Source organism: Rania fehmarnensis (genome assembly GCF_056494185.1).
On the sequence record NZ_CM151398.1, the window covers coordinates 7081081 to 7102827 of the forward strand.

Below are 21747 nucleotides of genomic sequence, written 5' to 3' on the forward strand. Positions count from 1 at the left end.
TAGTGATATGGCACAACAGTGCCTTAGGTAAACAACGTTGATGAAGCCTCATTTTCCTGCGCGAAACTATGCTGCCATTATTTTCGATTGTGATGGCACACTGACCGATTCCATGCCCGTCCACTTCCTCGCTTGGGATCGCACCATGCGCCGCTATGGGATCGATTTTCCCGAGTCGCGATTCTATGCCCTGGCCGGAGTGCCTACCGACCGCATTATTGAACAACTCGCTCAAGAACAGGGCGTGACCATCAATGCCAGTGTGGCCGCCGATGAAAAAGAAGCCGCCTTCTTGGAGTTGATCCATATGCTCGAACCCATCGATGTCATTTTGGAAGTCGCCGCGCACTATCGCGGCAAGCTGCCAATGGCCGTCGCCAGCGGTGGATTTCGGAGCATCATCCTACGTCAACTCGAAGCCATCGGCTGCGCGGATTGGTTTGATACGATTGTGTCGGCAGAAGATACCACGCGACACAAACCGTTTCCGGACGTATTCCTGGAAGCCGCCCGGCGCATGAACGTCGCGCCGAACGACTGCCTGGTATATGAAGATGCCGATCTAGGTTTGGCCGCGGCTGAGGCTGCCGGGATGGATGCCATCGATGTTCGAAGTCATCGACTAGCATAGCTCCTGATCGATTGCTGGGCGACCTGCTCCATCTGCTCAAGTAATAACCTGGCGGAATCGAGTTCGCTGGCCGTAAAGAATTTGACGTTACCCGTGTACTGGGATTCCGAACGATTCTTGGCGGCCAGTTCGTCCCAAGATAATCCGTCAGTTACGTGCCAGGCCGCTGCTTGGGCAACGTTTTGTGAGATTAGCCGATTACCTAGTAGTTGGCAGACTTCGACAATCCTGGCATCGGCCTGAGGCATCTTTTCCAAGGGTACGATTTGGTACTTGCGCTTCGAGTTGGGATCTGGCTTGCCATGTTCCAAGCATACGGTCTGAGCGCTTACTTTGCCCACGCGACCGGGAAGCACTCGAAAGAATCCTCGTCCCAATTGATTGCCGGGCTGGTTACCAAATTGATTGCCCAGCTGATTACCAAACTGGTTGCCTCCGGCTTGATTGCCGACTTGACCTTGTCCAAAGCCGCCGCCCAAACCTTGACTGCCGCCTCCACCACCAGCTCCACCTTGACCGAGTTGTCCAAACTGACCAAGTTGTCCTTGACCACCTGGTCCGCCACCCCAGGGCTGTCCCATCCCGGGTCCACCATTGGGTTGGAACTGTGCCAAGATCGGCACACCACCAAAGGTCTTGGGCAAGTTGATCGTGAGCAAATCGGAAGTCTTGTTCGTCACGCGCAAGTAGATCTGTCGTGCCGAAGGAGCAATCAACTCAGCTTCGATTTCGCCAGAGTCCATGGCGGTGAACAAATCCACCGCGCGTTCTAACTTGATACGTTCCGACGAGCGTTCCGTTTTCGCTAACGACTTGGCTGACGTCGATGGATCTTTGGCATCGAGCAGTGGAACACTGAACCAGGCAAAGCAGAGTCCCGACCAGATGAGTAAATTCTTGCGCTGCATAGGATCCTCGAATCCGAGATAGTTGGAAGCGCGAGGCAAGCGGAATAGGCAGCTGAGCTATTTGCAATTGCCATACCAGCGGTGATTGCATGGAATTTCCATCGCAGAATGCAGCATTGTGCAACACTCGCTCGCAACATCAGACAGAGCGCTAGCGCATTTTGCGGCGCGCTTTGCTCAAACGCGACGTACGATAATGCGATTGCCTTCGCGCTTGATCACGTGCACTTCTGTGCCTGGATCGAGGAAGTCCCCCTCGGTCACAACGTCGACAATATGATTGTCAAAACGCACTTTACCCGCCGGTCGCAGAACAGAATCGGCTACACCACGCCGGCCGAGCTCGGGCGAAAACGTCATGCTGGCGGTTAAGGCAGCCAGGCTCTCCGCTTCGGGCGTGCCCAAACCATCGGGGGTTTGCAAACGCAACTTGCCCATGCCGGGTATCCAGTCAAAGACCATGACTTGAACAATAAACGCAATGCCCACCAAAGCCAAGGTACCCACGACCACCAACAAGTTACGGCCCATCGTTTCCCACTGAACGCTGGTTTGCGGAAACACAAAGTCTTGGCTGGCCATCACCAGCGATAACACGATCAAACCCACGCCGGTCAATCCAAAGATCCCGGTACCCGGCAAGATAAAGATCTCGATCGCCAGTGTGCTCACCCCTAAGGCAAACAACATTACTTCCAGCCAACCGCTGGTTCCGCCGAGTGCATGACTCCAGAAGAAAATGCCAAAACAGAACAGCGATAACAAACCGGCCACGCTGATGCCGGGTACAGTCATCTCAACGTACAGTCCGATCAGTCCAATCAGCAGCAACAGACCAGTCACAAAGGGACGATTCAAAATGAAGACTGTGCTATCCACCCAGTTACGTTGCGTATAACTGATCTGATCAAACTTGAGCGCCTTTAATAGTTCTTGTTCCGAGCCGAACGTAGCTTCGGCCAGCTGCAATTCAACTGCACGTGTCCCGCTGACGGTCAAGAATCGCTCTTGCCCGGTTTCAGGTACGGCGGGTCCGATGTTGTAAAGGGCCGCGATATTGGGCTGTGCAATTTGATGGGACGTCAGGTACTCGAATTTACCTGTGACCTTTTCGGTGGCTTCGTAGATGACCAGTTTGTGATCGACCATCGCTTCAGCCAGGGCGCCGGGGCGATCATTGCTCTCAGCTATCTGTCGGACTTCAGCCGCGATCTTGCTCATCAATTTCGGTTCGACAAAGCGAAACGCACCTTTATCGACGAACATTGGGCCCGCGTCACCCAACAGAGCGCGAGGCTCCATGAAGATGCGATCCGCGCCCAGCGACAGAATAGCTGCACCGCTATATGCTTCTTCGGGAATGAAAGCGATGGTCGTGGCCCAATCGACTTGACTGATCATCGTGGCCAGGGCTTCAGAATCATCCAAATCGCCTCCGGGACTGGTAATGCGAAAGATAATCAAATCGATGTTCTTGCGCTGAGCCTGCTCCAAGCGATTGGTCAAATACGCGCGCAAGGCTCCGAAAATGGGCCCATTGACATCGATCACCATGGCATGCTTATAGGGCCGAACCAGCAGCGGATCTATCTGGGCTCGAGCGGGAACTTTATCTTCAACTTTATCTTCAACTTTGTCTTCAACTTTGTCTTCAACTTTGTCTTCAACTTTGTCCTCGGATGTGTTGGTATCGGGAGTGGGCTCATCAACGGCCGGTGTTAGATTCTGGGCTGCGGATTCGAGTGGAATACTCGGATCTTGTCCGCTGACACAGGCACAACCTGCAAGCCACCAGATGATCAAGAAGCGCAAGGCGATATTCATCTCTAGCTACACCGTAATGGGACTTGGCTTAATGGTTGGGGCTTAATGGCTGTTGGCTCAAAGGCAGAAAGGGCAAACGAGTCCTTGATTCTAGCCGCGCTCGAGCGCATTTCTCAAACGATAATATTTAAGGCCAGGCACCAAAAAGCAAGTAGCGGCTACGACTCCGAAAATGATATGCGCAACTTGGGGAAAGACTGCCATGGCCACGCTGGTCAGGAACAAGCAGGCCGCTTGCACATAGAAGGCGCCGGTCAGAATTCCGGCTTTGATCATGAAGACCATGCCCGTAATCACACCCAGAAGCGGCGAGAGCGTCAGTGGCTTCAGTTCCAGCCACCATTCCAAAGGCCATAACATGCCGATCGCTACCAGGCTGGCGCCCCACACGTGTGCGATTTGTCGCTCGACGAAAGTAACGGGGCCTACCTGGCGGCGCATGGCCCAAAAGACGGCCGCCCAGGCACCCAAGCCGATCGTCCACAAGGCGGCATAATACAAACGATTCTCGACGTGCGCCCAAGCCAGGGATTGCGTCAGGATACATGCCACTAGTAGCACCACGCTGTGCCACATCCACAGTACGCCCCAGTTTTCCAGCACCGATGCATGGTGCGTCTCGCGAAACCAACGCCCGACAATATCGGAAAAGGTTCCACCACGCGCCGCGACAGGTTCATCGCGCGTGAACGATTCCAAATCATCAGCCAGCGCGCCGGCAGAGGCGTATCGCAAGTCGGGCGGCTTCTGCAGACAGCGAATGACAATCATCTCCAAATCGCGATCGATCGATGGATCGAGCAAACGCAATAGAGGAGGATCGTGTTCGATGATCTTCAGCGCCATCTCAATCGGAGAGGTCGCAATAAAGGGTGGCCGTCCCGTGAGCGTATGATAGAGGACTGTACCTAGCGAATAGATATCCGAAGCCGGGCCGCTGGAGGCGCCGCGACCAGCTGCTTGCTCAGGTGACATGTACGATGGCGTGCCAACGATCGCGCCGGTATGCGTTAGCGACGTGTTCGCATCAATAAACTTGGCCAAACCAAAGTCGGTTACCAATGGCCGACCATCGGCGCCGATGATGATGTTCGAAGGCTTGATATCGCGATGCAAAATGCCTTGTTGGTGGGCATGATCGATGGCGCGGGCGACATTGGCGATAACTTTGGCGGCCTCGCGTTGCGGCAAAGGGCCGTCGGCCAAGCGCTCGGCCAGGGTTTGACCAGTGATCAGTTGCATGCTGAAGTAAGGATGACCTTCGAAATCACCAACTTCGTACAGCGGCACGATGCCCGGATGATCCAAACTGGCAGTGGCTCGAGCTTCAGCCAAAAAGCGATCGTGCTCATGTGCCGAGGTCAGGCGATCGCGCTGAATCATCTTGACGGCGACCAATCGTCCCAAGCTAATTTGTCGAGCTCGGAAGACCACTCCCATTCCGCCGCGGCCGATCTGCTCTTGCAATTCGTAGTCGCCCATCCGGCAGGGCAGGGCTTGCGGCGTCTGATCGCTTCCCAGGATCACGTTGCCGTGAGAGCCGCGTGAACTGCCTTGTTTAATTTCATCGCTGGCATTAAAGCCCGCGACATCGGCCAACATCAATGCGGGCCACACCTCTTTCAAATGCGTTTCGAGTTCGGGGTGCTGGGCAATCAGCTGGTTCAGGTCGAGCGACTTACCTCGTTGCATTTGATCGAGCTGTGCGGTAACAATCTCAGCTAGCTGTTGTTCCAGAGCATCATCGCTGACTTCGCTGTCATCACTGGGCGGCAATGAAGTAGTTATTGCAAGAGGATCGTGCGCGTGCTTGGCCTGTACTTCGGGAGCGGTCACAGCTTCAGCCCCCTTCGGAACCCGATTGCGAAGCAGCCGCATCGGCGTCCAGAATTTCGCGCAAGCGGCGGATGGCCCGCAAGTAACGCATGCTGGCCGCCGGCTCGGTCAGTCCCAGCGCGGCAGCAATTTCACCATTGCTCAATTGCTCGTAGTGCCGCATCAAGATGATATCTCGATCGGTATCTCCCAGCCGGGCAATCGCGCCTTCGACATGCACTGCCAGTTCGCGCTGCGTAGCAGCTGCCGCCGGGGTCATGCCTGGATCGCACAACTGTCCAACGATATCCAGCGATGACTGGTCGACATTGCCCGAGACCTGCATCGACTGCTCGCGGTCAATCGAGCGTTTGGCTGATACGCGATGGCGGCGATGGGCATCGATCAGCCGATCTTTGGCAATTTGCCGAATCCACAAATGGAAAGCCATCACCGGATTCTGCAGGTAATCTTTCAACCGTCGGTTGGCTTCGATCAGCACATCCTGAACGACATCGCTCACGTCGACGCGACGTTTAATACGTTGATCCAATCGCAACTGGATCATGCGATGCAGCGACTCGCGATGTCGCGTCAACAGCCGCTCGACAGCGTCGCTATCACCGTCCTTGGCTTCGCGTAACAGATCTGTCGTATTTTCGGCATCAGGCCAGATCGATTTAGACATGCACCCACTTTGGCTACAAAAGTTTGCTTCACACCCTTTATTATAGCCGGCCTGCCAAGTGCGTGTCGCTAAATCTGCCGACAGTCACCTCTCCAAGGCTTCGCCTTGGGGAGGTCGAATCGAGCCGTGCGAGATTCGGGAGGGGTCTTTGGAAGTGCAGGTGGTTAGTACAGCAAAAGTCTAGCCTAGTGCTATGCCCCCTCCCGCAGACGAAGGCTGAACGCCTCGTCTGCGACCTCCCCCGCTGCGCAGGGGAGGTGACAGTCACCTCTCCAAGGCTTCGCCTTGGGGAGGTCGAATCGAGCCTTAGCGAGATTCGGGAGGGGTCTTTGGAAGTGCAGGTGGTTAGTACCGCAAAAGTCTAGCCTAGTGCTATGCCCCCTCCCGCAGACGAAGGCTAAACGCCTCGTCTGTCACCTCCCCAAGGCTTCGCCTTGGGGAGGTCGAATCGAGCCGTGCGAGATTCGGGAGGGGTCTTTGGAAGTGCAGGTGGTTAGTACCGCGGGAGTCTTGCCTAGTGCTGTGCCCCCTCCCGCAGACATCGGCTAACGCCTCGTCTGCGACCTCCCCCGCTGCGCGGGAGAGGTGACGATTCTAGCCAGCTTTGGCGTTGGAGACTTCGCCGGCTGGCAGGGAGAGGGTCGGATTCGCGTCTGGAAAGCGGCCTGAGTAGAGCAACTTTTCCCACCAGCGAGCTTTGCGCAAGCGGGGGTCGTTAGCTGCAATGGTATGCTGCTTGCCGCGACGTGTGCGTAGGACGATAGAACCGTCGGGAGTGAAAGCGGAAACCACCCAGAACTTATCGACTTGATATGCGTAGGTTTCGCCGTGGACGGTCGGAGAGACGTTTTTGGCACGTGGCCCGGGTCTATTGCTATACTTATCGCGAGTGTAGATTACCCGATCACCTACTGCGAAATTCGTGCGCATGCCGGATTGTCCTCCACGTCAAACACCCGGATAGGGAACTGTAGATTCCCACAACCCTTAACTACTAACTGACTTTGGTATAAAAATCTAGGCCAAGATTCACTATTGCCGGCAAATGCTACAACTTTTTTGCTCGGCGTTCGAACTCTTGCGCCAAACTGATTCCAGTACCAGCCCATTACTATGCCAGCATCTGTTTTGTTTGTTTGCCTCGGCAACATCTGTCGATCACCAGCTGCCGAAGGTGTAATGCAAGATCTGATCCAAAAACGCGGTTTAGACGATGAGATTCAGGTCGATTCGGCGGGGACCAGCAGTTTTCATATCGGCGAGCCTGCCGACCGGCGTATGCGTATGGCCGCTGCCGCGCGCGGCTTCGAACTAACCAGCCGCTCTCGGCAGGCCACGGGGCGCGATTATGCTCGTTTCGATTTGATCATTGCCATGGATCGCAATAACTATCGCGAGCTGGCCACCGTCTTTGGGGAACCGAGTACCAAACTACATTTGCTTTCTGAATTTCTGCCCGCCGACGCACCGCGCGATGTTCCGGACCCTTATCACGGTGGATCGGAAGGTTTTCAAAATGTACTAGATATGCTCGAACAAGCTTGCCCACCACTATTGGATCGCCTGGTATCGATCAGTCGAGCCAAGGTCGGTTGATGGCTGGCGGCTCTCATACTAGAGGCCAAGCATGCGCATCGGGATGGTGACGCTTGGGGCCAACGTGCCTTCGACCCGTTTTCGATTCCAAGCCATGGTGCCGTATCTTCGCGCTCAGGGCCATGACGTGCGGGTGTGGACCAGCCAACCCTCGGTCTACGATTATTGGCCGCAGATTGGTTGGCGAGTCAGCACGCTGATCAAGCGGATTAACCGCTGGCAACAGTTGCTACGCGCGCGCTTCTTTCAACCCGACTGCATCTACTTGGAACGCGGCGTCTATCACGAAGCCACCCTCAACATGGACCGCCGCTTTCGTGCCGCGACCCGGCGCTTAGTGTTGGATGTCGACGACGGTATCTTTCTGGAATTCCCCAATAAAATTCCACAACTGATCGCGATGAGTGATCATGTGGTGACCGCCACTCCCTCGATCAGTCAGTATGTAAGTCAACACACATCCAACTTTACGTTGATCCCCACCTCGGTCAGTTTGCAGCGCTACACGTTGCCCTTGGCACCACGTGCTGGCATCGCCGCCCAATCACCAGCTACCATCGGCTGGATCGGTACGGCACCCAATGCGGCCTTCATTTCCCAATGTGCTGAAGCTCTTCGCTGCCTGGCCAAAGAAATCAACTACCAGCTATTGGTCATTGCCAACCACGACCAACATCTCAAGCAACTCGACTTGAGTGGCGTCAACGTGCGATTCGAGCCCTGGCATCCAGATAAAGAGCTAGAACATCTCAGCCAGATGGACATCGGCATCATGCCTCTGCCACCGGACCGCGAGTGGATGCGATATAAAGCGGCCACCAAGCTGATCCAGTATCTTGCGCTACAGATTCCCGCAGTTGCTTCGCCCATCGGCGTCAATGCAGATATCTTGGCCGGAAATCGCGTTGGCTTTGCGGCTGCCAACACCGAACAATGGCTTGAGGCTTTCCGAAAGCTCCTATCTTCGTCACAATTGCGACAGCAGATGGGCGAACAAGGAAGACAATTGGTTGCCCAGCAGTTCAGCGTCGAAGCCAACGCGCCCAAACTGCTCGAGGTTTTGGGCGGAGTTTCTTAGAATTGAGTGACCGATCATTAAAAGCGACGTTGAGCTGACGCCCGAAATGCTGCAGGCCAATCCTGGATTGGCTTTGCTGCTCACGCTGTTTTCGCTGCTGGTGGTCGCCCTACTGGCCGGCTGCCTGTCGATGTGGATCTGGGCGGTCGTGCGCTGGGTGGGTGGCAAACCAGTTTTAGTAGTCGAGCCCTGGCGCCCTCGTAGCTGGGGACTGCTCGACCTGGTGCTCACAGGCTTCTTAGTGCTCTCCTCGCAAGTGATCGGCTTCAAGATCTGGGCCGATGCCAATGGAATCAAACTAAGTCAATTGAAAGACCAAGAGACTGATACGCTCACGGCGATGGCTGTTGGTTCGCTCACTTTGCTGGCCGCAATGGTGATGACCATGGGCTGGTTGCTGCTGCGTTATTCGGCGACACTGGACCACATTGGCTTCTCGCTGCTCCGACTTTGGCAACGGATCGCCCTGGGTATGGGAGCCGCTACGATGTGGCTGCCGATTGTATTATTGATCATGGCGGGCGTCAGCCTGGCGTTTGGCCGCGAGTATGATCACCCATTGATTAACAAGTTGACTGAAGATGGCACGCTCAGTTCCTATTTGCTGGCGGTCTTTTGCGCTGTTGTAGCCGCCCCGCTGGTGGAAGAGTTTCTGTTTCGAGTCTTGCTGCAGGGTTGGCTGCAATCGATTCCTTTTACGCTGGGCAGTTTGTGGTGGCTGCTGGGCGCCAATCGAGAGCAAAGCCGCTCGGTCATGACCGAAGCCCACGCAGATGTGATTGAAGCTGAAGTTATGAGCGACCAGCCTCCGCTGCTGATCGCCCCCGACCCCAATCCCTACGCGTCCGGGTTAACCATGCCACTGGCGACGCTGGAACCAGTAGGCCCCTTAGCCCTGCCAGCTGATCTCAAACCACCTATCTGGCCGGTCTTTGTGGCTGGCACCCTGTTTGGCCTGGCCCATTATGACTACGGAGTGAGTTTCGTCCCGCTAATTGTTTTGGGAATTGTGCTCGGATTGCTCTACCGAGCTACGCATTCCATTTGGCCAAGCTTTGTGCTGCACTTTGCTCTGAACGCCTTCTCGATGGGCGGCGTTGGATTAGGATTGCTGATGGAATCAGTCAAGTAGTTTCTTCGCGGACAGCGGCCCGTCGCGATCGAGGTATTTGCGGTGGCGACAATTTGCCCCACTGCATTTCGCGTTGCGAGCTTGGGGCTGGGCTGGTTCACTATATAGTTGCCTGCGGCCGCCCAAGGTGGGCCAGTGGGCACTTGTGCCAACCCTTGATGCGAGCGAACTGGTGAGTCGAAAAATAGTCTTAAGTGCGATCGTCCCGCTGTGCGCACTCTATTTGGCGGGCTGCGAAGTGCCGGTGGCTGAATTTCAGCCCAATCATCTGCATGCCAAAGTGCTGGCCGAGAAAGACCAACTCGAGAATTTCGATGTCGCAGTCAATGAAGTCTCGAATCTGTTGACCGATTACTTCGGCACTCCCGATAATCCCAAGCTTCCACCGGCCATGTTGGCCGAAGATCATCTAGCCGCGCTGGTTTCCTTGGAGAATCTCCAGCGGGCCGCCGGCGCTGTGCGTAGCGACGAGAAGGATAAACACTTCGGACTCTATCGCGAGCACTGTGTGCATTGCCATGGAACCACCGGTAATGGGTTAGGACCGACCGCTTCGTTTTTGAATCCTTACCCGCGCGACTTCCGACTTGGGATCTTCAAATTCAAGTCGACGCCGGTGGGACGTAAGCCAACTCGGGAGGATCTGCAACGCATTCTCAAAGAAGGTATTATGGGCACCAGCATGCCCTCGTTCCGATTGCTCAAGCCGGAAGAATTGGACTGCCTGACCGATTACGTCATCTACTTGTCGATTCGGGGCGAAGTCGAACGACGCCTGCTCTTCCAAGCCAAAGACGTCGAGTTCGGCGAAGGCGAACACTTTTATGATCGTGGGCTGAGAGAGAAGGACCCTGACGAATTTGAATCCCAGCTGGAAACCATTGACGAAACAGTCGTTAACGTGGCTGAAAGCTGGGACAAAGCCGCCGATCAAGCATTGGTAGTCGAAGCACCCGATGAAGACTTTCCGCTAGCCACTCGCGATCAAGACGGTTCGCGCGAGGCGCAAGAGCAACTGCTGGAATCGATTGCGAATGGTCGCCGCATATTTCACGGTAACGTAGCTAACTGTGGCACCTGCCATGGCAACACGGCTCTAGGTGATGGGGCCAAAAACGATTTTGATATTTGGACCAAGGATTGGATGCAGACGCTCAATCTCGATCCCAAGAACCGCGAACAGTTAGCACCTTATTTAAAGCTGGGGGCTCTCAAGCCGCGCAATATCGTGCCGCGCAATTTGCGCAGCGGCATGTATCGCGGCGGCAGCCAACCGATCGATATCTACATGCGCATCGTGTTGGGCATCGATGGCACGACCATGCCCGCGGCGGCGATGAAGTCTAATAACCCACTGGGTCTGACCGAATCGGAAGTGTGGGACGTAGTCAATTACGTGCTCAGCTTGCCATACGAACACATCAGCCACGCAGCGGTTGGCGTGCCCCCTTTCACTCGTGAAAAACCGTAAGAGGCACACCAGCGATGAGCATGGGTAAAGTTTGGGGCATCCTGTTTCTGCTAGTGCCAGTGCTGGGTACGGCCATGTTCTTGATGGGCATGTTCGCCACTAGCGGCCCATTGGCCATGTGGTTCCCTGAGAACATCAATCCACTGGCCAACGAAATCGATCACCTGCACGATATTATTTTGGCCCTGATCGGCATCGTTTTCATTGGCACCAGTCTAGCGCTCTTTTGGTTTATCTGGAAATACGACGCGGCTACCAATCCAGAGAAGGCCAAGTTTGTGCATGGCAATCATCGCTTGGAAATCTGGTGGACGGTCATACCGGCGGTCATTCTGATCGTCTTGGCTGTCTATCAATTCAAAGTCTATGCCGATGTAAAGATTAATCGCCCCATGTTGCCTGGTCCCGATGGTCAGCTGGGAACTGTCGATGATCAGCCCGAGCCTCCAAGTTTCGAAGTGGTCGGTCGACAGTTCGAATGGCGTATTCGTTACGCGGGCGCAGATAAGTTGCTCGATACAGCCGACGACATTTTGGGTGAAGTCAACGAACTACACGCGCCCCTGGAACAGCGGATGGTCGGATCGCTCAAAGCGGCAGATGTGTTGCACAGTTTCTTCATTCCGGCCTTGCGACTTAAGAACGACATGATCCCTGGTACCCGGCAGATTGTGTGGTTCCAGGCCAACAAGCCTGGCAACTATGAAATTGTCTGCACCGAGTTATGCGGGTGGGGCCACTACAAGATGAAGGGCCGCTTCGTCGTCGAAACACCTGAACAGTTTGCGGCCTATCTCGAACACTTGCGACAAGTCCAGTTTGAGCGCAGTTACGATCGCGGTGCGCCAAGTGAGAAAAGCGTCTCGCCAGCCGAACAACCAGCCATGGCGGCCACTGACACTATCGGCCGAATTGAATAAAGCAGGCGAAACAATATGAGTGCAACCGTACCCGGCAACCAGGCAGTCGATACCAAAGTGGAGTGGAGCAGTTCTGCGTCGCACTCCGGCAGCGGTTTTGTGCATTTCCTGCGCTCGTACATCTTTTCCACTGATCACAAGATCATCGGGCTGCAGTTTCTGTTTTCGACACTGATATGGTTTTTCGTGGGCGGCATGTTGGCGATGGCAATTCGCTGGCAATTGGCCTGGCCTTGGCAAAACATGCCGATCGTGGGACCGATGCTCTTCAGTGGCGAAGGCGGGCAAATATCACCCGAGTTCTATACGTCGCTAGTTACTCAGCATGCGACGGTGATGATATTCTTTGTGATCATTCCGATTCTGACCGCAGCCTTCGGTAACTATCTCATCCCGTTGATGATTGGGGCCGAGGATATGGCCTTTCCGACCCTGAACATGTTTTCGTATTGGATGATGTGGCCTGCGTTCATGCTGATTGGGTTCAGCTTCTTTGTGCCACCCTACGGTGCAGGCGCAGGTTGGACCTCGTATCCCCCGCTTTCGATTCTGACCGAATCATCGCCGGGTAGTGGCATGGCCCAAACGTTGTGGCTCGGTGGAGTGGCCTGCGTGGGGATTGCTTCGATGATGGGTTCGGTCAATTACTTGACGACCATCATTCAGATGCGGGCACCGGGCATGACCATGATGCGGCTGCCGATGACGGTTTGGGGTCTATTCATCACGGCCATTCTGCAAGCCTTTGCTCTGCCGGTGTTGACAGCCGGAGCCATTATGCAGATGACCGACCGATTGTTGGGCACAGGCTTCTATTTGCCTGAACTGGCGTCGGCCAATAACTCAGCCGCTGTATCCGGAGGTGGCCAGCCACTGCTGTGGCAACACTTGTTCTGGTTCTACTCGCACCCAGCTGTTTACATCATGATTCTGCCTGCCATGGGCATGGTCAGCGATATATTGTCGACCTTCTCGCGCAAACCGCTGTTTGGATATCGGCCGATGGTGATGGCGCTGTGCGTCATTGCCGGCTTGGGCTTTATCGTGTGGGGCCACCACATGTACACCTCCGGTATGAGTCCCGTGCTGGGCATTACCTTTGCTGCAGCCACAGTGATGATTGCCATTCCCAGTGCGGTTAAGGTCTTTAACTGGTTGGGTACGCTTTGGGGTGGTCGCATACAGATGACCACACCGCTCCTGTTTGGATTAGGTTTTGTATCGATGTTCATTATTGGCGGCTTAAGTGGCATTCTAATGGCCTCCACGCCGGTTGATATCGTAATTCACGACACGTATTACATCGTGGCCCACTTTCACTATGTGCTAGTAGGCGCGGCCACGATGGCGATCTTTGGTGGTATTTACTTCTGGTACCCCAAGATGTTTGGACGCATGATGAACGAGTTTTGGGGCAAAGTGCATTTTGCTTTGACCTTCATCTTCATCAACGGCACCTTCTTCCCCATGCACTTGCTGGGAGCGGGTAACATGCCGCGACGTTATGCTGACCCGTATCACTTCGAGCTGTTTGCTGACATGCAGCCACTGAATCAATTCATTTCGATTTGTGCTTTTGCGTCGATGGCGGCCCAGTTGATTTTTGCCCTCAATTTTTTGACTTGCCTGTTTTGGGGCAAGCGAGTTGGTCGCAATCCCTGGAACTCCAATACGCTGGAATGGGCTGCACCGAGTCCTCCGGGACACGGCAACTTCGACTTCCAACCGATTGTTTATCGCGGCCCTTATGAGTATGGTGATCCCACTGCGGGCGATCGCGATTTTCGACCACAAACGGAACGTCCTAGCGGTCCGGCCGGGGAGGCATCCCACTAATGCCCGTCTATCCCGACTACCGACCAGCCGGTTATTCGCGCACCGTTCATCTGTTCGCTTTGGCGTTGGTGCTGTCAGTGTTTCCGCTGATATGGGTCGGTTCGCTGGTAACTACGTATGATGCCGGTATGGCTGTGCCCGATTGGCCAACCACTTACGGATACAACATGTTTTTGTATCCGCCGCAAACCTGGCTATTTGGTCCGTTTGATCTTTTGGCTGAGCACAGCCATCGCTTGTTGGGAACAGTAGCGGGCCTCATAACGATCGGACTGGTCGTATCAGCCTGGATCTTTGACCAACGCACATGGTTCCGTTGGTGGACCTTGCTAGTGCTGCTGGCCATCATTGGCCAAGGAGTGCTGGGTGGCATGCGGGTGCGCTTAGATGCTCGTACTTTAGCGTTGATTCATGGTTGCACGGCTTCGCTGTTTTTCGCCATGGCGACGGCCACGGCTGTGGTGACGTCAAAGTTCTGGTATTACACCCACGAAAACCGCTATTGGAACACCGGCGGCCTGGCCCGCTGGATTGCCACATTAATGGCAGTGACCAGTTTCATGCAATTAACGGTGGGGGCCCAGTTGCGGCACATTACGGGCAATGCTTCGCCTCAGTATTTCACCAGCTTTGTGCATCTGCATTTGACCATGGCTGGATTAATTGTGTTGCTGACTTTTGTGCTGTGGTGGTCCGCCACTCCTTTGGCGGCGCCGCCGACGCGACGAGCTGCCACGGGCCTGGTGCTCCTGGTCCTGGTTCAAGTCGCTTTAGGAATTGGCACTTGGCTGGTAAACTATCAGTCGCCTTGGGCAGGAGCGCCGGATGAACTGGCGCGTTATACGATCCAGGCTCGGGGATATTTCGAAAGCATCATAGTCACGGCTCACGTGGCCACTGGTTCACTTATCATCTGTTTTTCAACCATCGCAGCAGTTGCAGCTTGGCGGACGCGAGCCTTGAGTGCGGCGATACAATCTCGGCCTGAAAGTACATGGCAGTGGAAAAGACAAATAGCGTAGGGCAAAGTGCGGCTAGCGCGCTGGGGACGATGCCTGCTCGCACCTCCAGCCGGGTCGCATACTACATCGAACTGACCAAGCCGCGCATCTTGGTCATGATTCTGCTCACGGCCATTATGGCTATGGTCGCCACCGGCCTGACGCTCGATGCCTGGGTCGTGCTCTGGACCTGTTTGGGCACTACGCTAACTGCCGCCAGTGCCAGCGTGCTCAATCAATGGATTGAGCGTGACCGCGACGCAGTTATGCAGCGAACCAGTCGCCGACCACTGCCGACAGGACGAGTCGCCGCCAGCCAAGCTGCTTGGATGGGCTGGGTGATGGTGATTGCCGGTTCGCTGATCTTGGGTTACCTGGTCAACTTGCCAACCATGTATTGCGGACTGGCAACCTGGTTTTTGTATGTAGCTGTTTACACGCCACTGAAGCTGCGTCACTGGTCCAACACGTTGATCGGTACGTTGCCGGGCGCGCTGCCGGTATGGATGGGTTGGACAGCCGCCGGTGGCAGTCTGCTGGATCCACGCGCGTGGGCACTTCTGGGAATTCTCATTGCCTGGCAGTTGCCACACTTTATGTCGATTGCCTGGCTGTACCGCGAACAGTATGCATCGGCCGGTTACAAAATGATAACGGTTACCGATCCAAGTGGTCTGGGCGCGTCGCTGCATGCGATTATTGGTTCGACGATTCTGATGCCGCTAACAGTGGCGGCACTACCGCCACTGGATATTGGGCGAGCCATTCTGTGCTGCCTGGGTCTGGCTGTCTCGGGATGGATGTTGCAATCATCGATCCAATTCAGTCGCAATCAGAATGCGCAAACGGCCCGCCGCATGTTGCGTGTGAGCCTGATGCATTTGCCACTGATGATGCTGGTAATCCTGCTGGCACGCCTGTTTGGATAGTCATCTCAAATTAAACTGAATTGAACCGAATCCCAACACCCTGAGTTCGATGCACCTTAGCTTGCGGCCAGCATGAGTTCCACGACGATCGATAATACCGCTTCTTCATCTGGATCGTCGGCTGGACATCCACATGACCACGCTTCCGGTGAGCATGGTCATGGAAATGGTCACGGTCATGTAACGCTGGTGTATCAACCAGCCTTGCCCATGTCGCGTGGCAAGACCATGCTCTGGCTGTTCTTGTCCACCGAGATCATGTTTTTCTCCGCGCTGATTGGCACGTACATCGTCGTACGTTTCGGGGTGCCGACCGGGTCGTGGCCCAAACCTGTTGACGTGCATGTGGAAGAATGGGTGGGAGCGGTCAATACGTTTGTGCTCATCTGTTCCAGTGTGTCGATCGTGCTGGCCCACGACGCCGCCAAACGCAATCTTGGCTTGCAAGCCTGGCGTTGGGTATTGGCAACCTTGCTGCTGGGTTGTGTGTTTTTAGGCTTCAAAGCTTATGAATATCGAGCCAAGTATGTCCACGCCCTGGTACCGTTTCCGCCGCATAGCAACATTTACGATCGGCCTGATATCTATTACGTCGGCGCCGTGACGGAACGACTGGCAGATCTTTCGACACAGATCAATACAGCCAACGTGCGTCAGAACACACTGGTTGGTCAAGTTGAATCACTGCCCGATGAATTGACCTCGCTCAGTGATGAAGTGAAAACGCTGCGCGACTCGCGCGGGCAATTGGCGAAAAAAGTTGTTGACGGTCGCAAGACGGCTGCCGGCATCAAACCATTGGCAGGCGAAACAAGTGGCGAGTCACCTGAACCGCTTGCGGGCGAAGAACTGAAATCGGCCGAAGCTGAACTGGTAACGCTCGAAAAAGAGTTGATGACCAAGAGCCAGGCGTTGGCCAAACTCAAACGTGAAGCCCCACTGATGCGCCATGAGTTGGCGCGCTTGCAAGCCGACGAGGCCCAGCGGGCTGAACGTTTGAAAGTCGTCAATCGACTCTCCGATGTGGCCGCCAAATGGACTTCGCGAACCGTCGGTCGCGATCCCGATGCTATCACCGGTCAAAGCGCGATGGTGGCCTTGGCCAACGACATCTATCCTCTGGCGATGTACGAGCAGGTCGCGGGGCAGTATTCCAAAATGGAATCTACCCAGCTCACGCAACTAATCCGCGATACCGATGCAGCCATGGCGGAGTTAACCACCACGGGGGCGGCAGCCACAGAGAAGATGAATGCCGCACAGACAGTTGTCGATCAATTAGCGGCCGAGGCGGCCAAGCTGAACGAAGAATTGGCAGCTCTGCCAGAACCTACGCCTGCGCCTGAGCCTGCGAGTTCGGAGGCGGCAGCGGAAGATTCTGCGACTACTGCTTCGCCAGAACCAGCCGCAACACCAGATAAAGAACCGACGGCTGAGCAGCCAACCGCTGATCAACCTGCGGAAACTACACCGAGTAACGACAGTCCAGCAGAGCCGGCCACCGAGCCAACGGCCAGCGATGCAGCCAGCGATGCAGACGATGCTGACGATACAGACGACCAGCAAACCGAACAAGCTAACCCAGCCGAGCCAACTGCGGATACTCAAGTGCCTGAATCTGAATCGGCACCTGCGGCTGTAGCAGCTCAGCCTGACCGCCGGGCTGAGATAACTGCCAGGCTCGCCGCGATTGAGTCGCAATCGACGGCCGCAGCTGCGTCCGTGGCTGAGAGCGCCCAAGCCGCGACGGTCGCCGAAACTGAAAAAGGGCGATTGCAGGGCGAACTGAACGCAGCCAAAGCTCGCCAAGAGTTTCGAGCTGAATTGGAACATGTGCATGGTGGACTGAATCATCACTATGCCTGGCTGAAATTGCCCATGAGCATCCCCAGCGGTCACATGTGGTCATCAACCTACTTCTTGTTGACCGGTATCCACGCGATTCACGTGCTGATTGGCTTGGTGGTCTTCGTAATTATCCTGACATTGAACTTGGGACCTGCCCACGCAAATTTGCTCGAGAATTCGGGGCTGTATTGGCACTTTGTCGATATCGTCTGGATTTTCTTGTTCCCGCTGATCTACTTGTTCTAGTATTGATTGAACTCTCGCTATGCACGAGTCTGCTGCAGTCCAACACGATCCCACTGACGCCGTCGCTCATGATCACGATCATGGATCGATTGGGCCGGTGGCTTTGAAAGTGTTCATTGCCTTGTGCGTTTTGACGTGCGCTTCGCTGCTGACCTATACGCCGTTCTGGCAAGAACGAGTACCACAGAATGTGGGTCGCGCTGTAATGATGACGGTTTCATTCACCAAGGCATACCTGGTGGTGGCTTTCTTCATGCACTTGTGGTGGGAAAGCAAATGGAAATATGTGGTTACGTTTCCGGCGATGGTCGTCAGCCTGCTGTTGTGTTTGTCACTGATTCCCGACATCGGTCAGCGCACGGAGCAATACGATGCCAATCGCTTGTTGGCAGCCCCCGAGCCGATGCCTTATACGGTCGGTCCGGAGTTGAAAGTCAGTCAGCCTGAGTCCCCGGTAGCGGCGGCCGAGCATCCATAGTGGTCGTCTTGGGCCTACGGAAACCAACTGAAGAATTGAACGCCAACATTCCAGCCATCGAAGCGATTGATCTGGTGCATCGCTATGGTGAGCACACTGCCCTGGCTGGACTGAGCCTGCGCGTAGAGCCCCGCGAGATCTTTGCCCTGCTGGGGCCTAACGGCAGCGGCAAGACGACGTTCTTCCGCCTGTTATGCACGCTTGTCCCAGTTGCGCATGGACAACTGCAGGTCTTTGGCCAGGCGTTACCCGCTCAATCAGCCAGCGTGCGTGGTTTGCTGGGCGTGGTGTTTCAGAATCCAAGTTGTGATCGCAAACTAACGGTGCGCGAAAACCTGCGTTGTCAGGCCGCGCTCTTTGGACTTCGCGGCGCGGCCCGCGAAGCCCGCATCGACCAGGTCGCATCCGAGTTAGGTTTTACTGATCGTCTGGATTGGTATCTGGAAAAACTCTCCGGTGGTTTGCAGCGCCGCGTGGATATCGCCAAGAGCATGTTACACGCGCCGCGATTGTTGGTGCTGGACGAGCCGAGTACTGGCCTGGATCCCGCAGCGCGTTTGGATTTGTGGCATGCGCTGGTGCGTTTGCGCGATGAACATGGTGTAGCCATCGTGCTCACCACGCATTTGCTGGAAGAAGCCGAGAAAGCCGAGCGCATCGGCATCTTGCACGCCGGACGTATGGTTGCTGTAGGCCAGCCGGCTCAGCTACGCAGCGAACTGGGCGAGCGTGTCTTGATTATCAAAGCACACGACCCGAAACGAGTCATCGAATGGTTCCAGGCTCGATCGGTCGAAGCGACCATGCAACTGGATCAGATTCGCGTCACCAGTGGCCATGCTGCGCAGTGGATTGCACCGCTGACTGGTGAACTGGGTAATACGATTGAAAGTCTGTCGCTCAGCCAACCCAGTCTCGAAGATGTCTTTATCGCCCGCACGGGTCACCAGTTCTGGGACAATAACGCTGCCACGGTCGATGATAATGCGCGCGGCAAGAAATCGTCCAAGCGCGGCACAGCAGCGGGAGCGCGGCGATGAGCACCACGATACGATCATCGACCGGGCCCTTGTTAGAATCGGCCACTCCTCACGGATCGGCCAGTGGTGCCGTGTGGATGTTGGCTTGGCGCGAATGGACGCGGTTCTTTCGGCAGCGCAATCGAGTTATCGGCGCCGTTGGTCAACCTATTCTGTTTTGGCTGCTCTTTGGAACCGGTATGCACAGCGCCTTTCGCCCAGGCGCCGGTGAAGACTTCATGTCTTATTACTTGCCTGGGACAATGGCGCTGATCGTATTATTCACGGCCATCTTTGCCACCATTTCGATCATTGAAGATCGTCGCGAGGGATTTCTGCAAAGTGTCCTGGTCGCACCTGTGCCGCGCTGGACAATCGCTTTAGGCAAAATTCTAGGTGGGGCAGCTATCGCCTGGGTGCAGGCTGTGCTGTTTCTGGTGCTGGCACTGCTCTTAGGCAGCGTGGCGTTTAACTGGAACCTGGTGCCGCTGCTGGTCTTGTTGGCTATGGCCGCTGTGGGCATGACCGCATTGGGAGTTTTCTTTGCCTGGCCGATGGAATCGACCCAAGGGTTTCACGCGATTATGAACCTGGTATTGATGCCAATGTGGCTGCTCAGCGGAGCATTTTTCCCAGTGCCTGCGTTATCGGCCGGCAGTCCAATCGGTCAAACGCTCATGCACTGGACCATGCGTTTCAACCCGGTCACGTATATCATTGGAGGAATGCGACACCTCCTGGTACCTGAACTCAGCACAGCCTCCGCTGCGTATTGGATTCCAGGAACTGCTGCGTGTTGGGCCGTGTCCTTTGTTTTCATGTTGCTAACCTTTGTCGGCGCATGGCGCATGGTTAGTCGCAACGCTCGAGGAGAGGTGCAATGAAACGCAATCTACTAAGCCTAGTGGCCCTATCGCTGTTAGTTTTGGGCGGTGTCATGTTAGTTCGTTACCGTCCTGGTGCCCCGGCTGCCGGTCAGGCTGGCATCGCCTATATCGAAGATGAAGATGGTACGGTGCGTCGGATTACCGAGAATCGCCCCGATAAACGGACGCAACCGATATCGACCTCTAGCGATCAAGCCAAGTCGCGCGCCAATCCAGATCCTCATGAGGTGGTCGAATCACCTAAACCCAAAGCCGGCGGACCCAAGGGTTCCGAAAAGCCGTGGTTGACAGAGTTTGAACTGACCGAGCGCAGTGGCAAGCTGATCAGCAGCCAGTCGTTTCTCGGGCAGCCTTATGTCATCGGGTTCTTTTATGCAACTTGTCCATCGATCTGCGTTCGTCAAAACGAGAAGTTCAAGATTCTGCAAGACAAGTTTAAGGGCCAGCCAATTCGGTTGATCGAAATAACATGCGATCCCGAAGTTGATCGTCCTGAAGTACTGGCTGAGTACGCAAATCGATTTCAGGCCGACCCCGAGCAGTGGCTGTTCTTTACCGGTGATATGGATTACATTTCGCGCGTCGGCAGCGAGATGTATCAGATCGGTGTCATGCGTCGCGGTCACCCAGAGAAATTTGCTCTGGTCGATGCTCAAGGCAAGATCTACGGTTACTACACGTGGTCCGATCCAGGCCAGTGGCAAGCCCTGCAGCGCGATATGGCCAAATTAGTTTCGGAGCAAACCAAGTGACCGAGTGGTTACCGCACATCAACGTTTCGCTCAATGCGCTCGCTAGCGTGTTGCTGGTCATCGGTTTCATACTGATCAAGCGGAAGAAGGAGCGAGCGCATCGCAATGTGATGATCGCGACCTTTGTGGTCAGTGCGCTCTTCTTGGTGTGCTATTTGACCTATCACTTTCAGGTGCCGAGCAAAAAATTTCCGACCGATCCCTCGGTAGCTCCAGCGGCGGCCCGCTACTTTTATTATGCACTCTTGCTCAGCCATGTCCTGCTGGCTGTGACGGTTCCTTTCCTGGCGATTGCCGCGATGGTGCAGGGACTGAAAAACAATCGCCTCGCTCATCGAAAAATTGTGCGTTATGCCTGGCCGATTTGGTTGTACGTTTCGGTAACGGGCGTCATGGTTTATATGATGCTGTACCAAATCTATTACGTACCGGCGTAGTGCCCCCTCCCGCCCCTACGGGAGCGTAGAAATTGTACAGCTTTTAACTCGTTGCAGCGAAACAATTTGTGTGGTGCATCCTGCTGCTGACACTTCCACTTCGGTAACGAGCCCCTCCCGGAGCCTAACTTAACGCTGGCTCCGACCTCCCCCAAGCAAAGCTTGGGAGAGGTGACGGTCACCTCTCCATGCGCAGCATGGGGAGGTCGAATCGAGCCGTAGCGAGATTCGGGAGGGGTCTTGGCTGTGGA

At 55.2% G+C, this 21747-nt stretch carries 20 protein-coding genes; 15 read left to right on the forward strand and 5 right to left on the reverse strand.

Annotated features, from left to right (window positions below):
- The first annotated feature begins 40 nt into the window (after positions 1–40).
- Positions 41–631 (forward strand): HAD family hydrolase, encoded by a 591-nt coding sequence (locus SH573x_RS24030; protein WP_479356799.1) that lies wholly within the window; start codon positions 41–43, stop codon positions 629–631.
- Here the strand turns inward: SH573x_RS24030 and SH573x_RS24035 are convergent.
- The 5 genes from SH573x_RS24035 to SH573x_RS24055 form a co-directional block, all read right to left on the reverse strand.
- Complete coding sequence (locus tag SH573x_RS24035) at positions 616–1539, reverse strand: hypothetical protein (RefSeq protein ID WP_479350481.1); 924 nt, start codon at positions 1537–1539, stop codon at positions 616–618. The genes SH573x_RS24030 and SH573x_RS24035 overlap by 16 nt on opposite strands.
- Before the next feature lie 177 nt (positions 1540–1716).
- Entirely contained in the window at positions 1717–3363 is a 1647-nt protein-coding gene (locus tag SH573x_RS24040; protein ID WP_479350483.1) for an NfeD family protein, read from the reverse strand.
- A gap of 90 nt (positions 3364–3453) precedes the next feature.
- Positions 3454–5199 carry a serine/threonine-protein kinase gene (locus tag SH573x_RS24045; protein ID WP_479350485.1) on the reverse strand — a complete coding sequence of 582 codons (1746 nt, stop codon included), beginning with the start codon at positions 5197–5199 and terminating at the stop codon, positions 3454–3456.
- Positions 5200–5203: 4 nt separating this feature from the next.
- Positions 5204–5866 (reverse strand): sigma-70 family RNA polymerase sigma factor, encoded by a 663-nt coding sequence (locus SH573x_RS24050; protein ID WP_479350486.1) that lies wholly within the window; start codon positions 5864–5866, stop codon positions 5204–5206.
- Positions 5867–6460: 594 nt separating this feature from the next.
- A complete protein-coding gene (locus tag SH573x_RS24055; RefSeq protein ID WP_479350487.1) occupies positions 6461–6796 on the reverse strand; it encodes a hypothetical protein in 336 nt (111 codons plus the stop codon).
- A 183-nt stretch (positions 6797–6979) separates the two neighbouring features.
- Between SH573x_RS24055 and SH573x_RS24060 the strand changes: the two genes are divergently transcribed.
- The 14 genes from SH573x_RS24060 (at position 6980) to SH573x_RS24125 (ending at position 21496) form a co-directional block, all read left to right on the forward strand.
- On the forward strand, positions 6980–7462 hold the full coding sequence (locus tag SH573x_RS24060; protein WP_479350488.1) for a low molecular weight protein-tyrosine-phosphatase: 483 nt from the start codon (positions 6980–6982) through the stop codon (positions 7460–7462).
- Positions 7463–7493: 31 nt separating this feature from the next.
- The gene (locus SH573x_RS24065; protein WP_479350489.1) at positions 7494–8540 is read left to right on the forward strand and encodes a glycosyltransferase; all 1047 of its coding nucleotides are present in this window, start codon (positions 7494–7496) and stop codon (positions 8538–8540) included.
- Positions 8541–8586: 46 nt separating this feature from the next.
- Positions 8587–9672, forward strand: coding sequence for a CPBP family intramembrane glutamic endopeptidase (locus SH573x_RS24070; protein WP_479350490.1), 1086 nt, complete (start codon positions 8587–8589; stop codon positions 9670–9672).
- Between the two features lie 172 nt (positions 9673–9844).
- Complete coding sequence (locus SH573x_RS24075; protein ID WP_479350492.1) at positions 9845–11143, forward strand: cytochrome c; 1299 nt, start codon at positions 9845–9847, stop codon at positions 11141–11143.
- A gap of 14 nt (positions 11144–11157) precedes the next feature.
- Entirely contained in the window at positions 11158–12063 is a 906-nt protein-coding gene (locus SH573x_RS24080; protein ID WP_479350494.1) for a cytochrome c oxidase subunit II, read from the forward strand.
- A 15-nt stretch (positions 12064–12078) separates the two neighbouring features.
- Positions 12079–13899, forward strand: coding sequence for a cytochrome c oxidase subunit I (locus SH573x_RS24085; protein ID WP_479350496.1), 1821 nt, complete (start codon positions 12079–12081; stop codon positions 13897–13899).
- Positions 13899–14921, forward strand: a complete 1023-nt coding sequence (locus SH573x_RS24090) for a COX15/CtaA family protein (RefSeq protein WP_479350498.1) — start codon at positions 13899–13901, stop codon at positions 14919–14921. Before SH573x_RS24085 ends, SH573x_RS24090 begins: the two co-directional genes overlap by 1 nt.
- Positions 14900–15829 (forward strand): heme o synthase, encoded by a 930-nt coding sequence (cyoE, locus tag SH573x_RS24095; RefSeq protein ID WP_479350499.1) that lies wholly within the window; start codon positions 14900–14902, stop codon positions 15827–15829. The genes SH573x_RS24090 and cyoE overlap by 22 nt, the downstream gene beginning before the upstream one ends.
- Positions 15830–15901: 72 nt before the next feature.
- Positions 15902–17923 carry a cytochrome c oxidase subunit 3 gene (locus SH573x_RS24100; protein ID WP_479350501.1) on the forward strand — a complete coding sequence of 674 codons (2022 nt, stop codon included), beginning with the start codon at positions 15902–15904 and terminating at the stop codon, positions 17921–17923.
- A gap of 19 nt (positions 17924–17942) precedes the next feature.
- Positions 17943–18401, forward strand: coding sequence for a cytochrome C oxidase subunit IV family protein (locus SH573x_RS24105; RefSeq protein WP_479350502.1), 459 nt, complete (start codon positions 17943–17945; stop codon positions 18399–18401).
- Positions 18401–19441, forward strand: a complete 1041-nt coding sequence (locus SH573x_RS24110) for an ABC transporter ATP-binding protein (protein ID WP_479350503.1) — start codon at positions 18401–18403, stop codon at positions 19439–19441. Before SH573x_RS24105 ends, SH573x_RS24110 begins: the two co-directional genes overlap by 1 nt.
- Positions 19438–20304, forward strand: coding sequence for an ABC transporter permease (locus tag SH573x_RS24115; RefSeq protein WP_479350505.1), 867 nt, complete (start codon positions 19438–19440; stop codon positions 20302–20304). The genes SH573x_RS24110 and SH573x_RS24115 overlap by 4 nt, the downstream gene beginning before the upstream one ends.
- The gene (locus tag SH573x_RS24120) at positions 20301–21059 is read left to right on the forward strand and encodes an SCO family protein (protein ID WP_479350507.1); all 759 of its coding nucleotides are present in this window, start codon (positions 20301–20303) and stop codon (positions 21057–21059) included. The genes SH573x_RS24115 and SH573x_RS24120 overlap by 4 nt, the downstream gene beginning before the upstream one ends.
- The gene (locus SH573x_RS24125; RefSeq protein WP_479350508.1) at positions 21056–21496 is read left to right on the forward strand and encodes a DUF420 domain-containing protein; all 441 of its coding nucleotides are present in this window, start codon (positions 21056–21058) and stop codon (positions 21494–21496) included. Before SH573x_RS24120 ends, SH573x_RS24125 begins: the two co-directional genes overlap by 4 nt.
- Positions 21497–21747: the final 251 nt, after the last annotated feature.

What these genes read in the sequence shown, in the direction of transcription:
- SH573x_RS24055 (WP_479350487.1), bottom strand. Translation starts at nt 6,796, where the DNA reads ATGCGCACGAATTTCGCAGTAGGTGATCGGGTAATCTACACTCGCGAT.
- SH573x_RS24090 (WP_479350498.1), top strand. Translation starts at nt 13,899, where the DNA reads ATGCCCGTCTATCCCGACTACCGACCAGCCGGTTATTCGCGCACCGTT.
- SH573x_RS24065 (WP_479350489.1), top strand. Translation starts at nt 7,494, where the DNA reads ATGCGCATCGGGATGGTGACGCTTGGGGCCAACGTGCCTTCGACCCGT.
- SH573x_RS24060 (WP_479350488.1), top strand. Translation starts at nt 6,980, where the DNA reads ATGCCAGCATCTGTTTTGTTTGTTTGCCTCGGCAACATCTGTCGATCA.
- SH573x_RS24085 (WP_479350496.1), top strand. Translation starts at nt 12,079, where the DNA reads ATGAGTGCAACCGTACCCGGCAACCAGGCAGTCGATACCAAAGTGGAG.
- SH573x_RS24030 (WP_479356799.1), top strand. Translation starts at nt 41, where the DNA reads ATGAAGCCTCATTTTCCTGCGCGAAACTATGCTGCCATTATTTTCGAT.
- SH573x_RS24115 (WP_479350505.1), top strand. Translation starts at nt 19,438, where the DNA reads ATGAGCACCACGATACGATCATCGACCGGGCCCTTGTTAGAATCGGCC.
- SH573x_RS24050 (WP_479350486.1), bottom strand. Translation starts at nt 5,866, where the DNA reads ATGTCTAAATCGATCTGGCCTGATGCCGAAAATACGACAGATCTGTTA.
- SH573x_RS24080 (WP_479350494.1), top strand. Translation starts at nt 11,158, where the DNA reads ATGAGCATGGGTAAAGTTTGGGGCATCCTGTTTCTGCTAGTGCCAGTG.
- SH573x_RS24100 (WP_479350501.1), top strand. Translation starts at nt 15,902, where the DNA reads ATGAGTTCCACGACGATCGATAATACCGCTTCTTCATCTGGATCGTCG.
- SH573x_RS24070 (WP_479350490.1), top strand. Translation starts at nt 8,587, where the DNA reads ATGCTGCAGGCCAATCCTGGATTGGCTTTGCTGCTCACGCTGTTTTCG.
- SH573x_RS24105 (WP_479350502.1), top strand. Translation starts at nt 17,943, where the DNA reads ATGCACGAGTCTGCTGCAGTCCAACACGATCCCACTGACGCCGTCGCT.
- SH573x_RS24120 (WP_479350507.1), top strand. Translation starts at nt 20,301, where the DNA reads ATGAAACGCAATCTACTAAGCCTAGTGGCCCTATCGCTGTTAGTTTTG.
- SH573x_RS24035 (WP_479350481.1), bottom strand. Translation starts at nt 1,539, where the DNA reads ATGCAGCGCAAGAATTTACTCATCTGGTCGGGACTCTGCTTTGCCTGG.
- SH573x_RS24040 (WP_479350483.1), bottom strand. Translation starts at nt 3,363, where the DNA reads ATGAATATCGCCTTGCGCTTCTTGATCATCTGGTGGCTTGCAGGTTGT.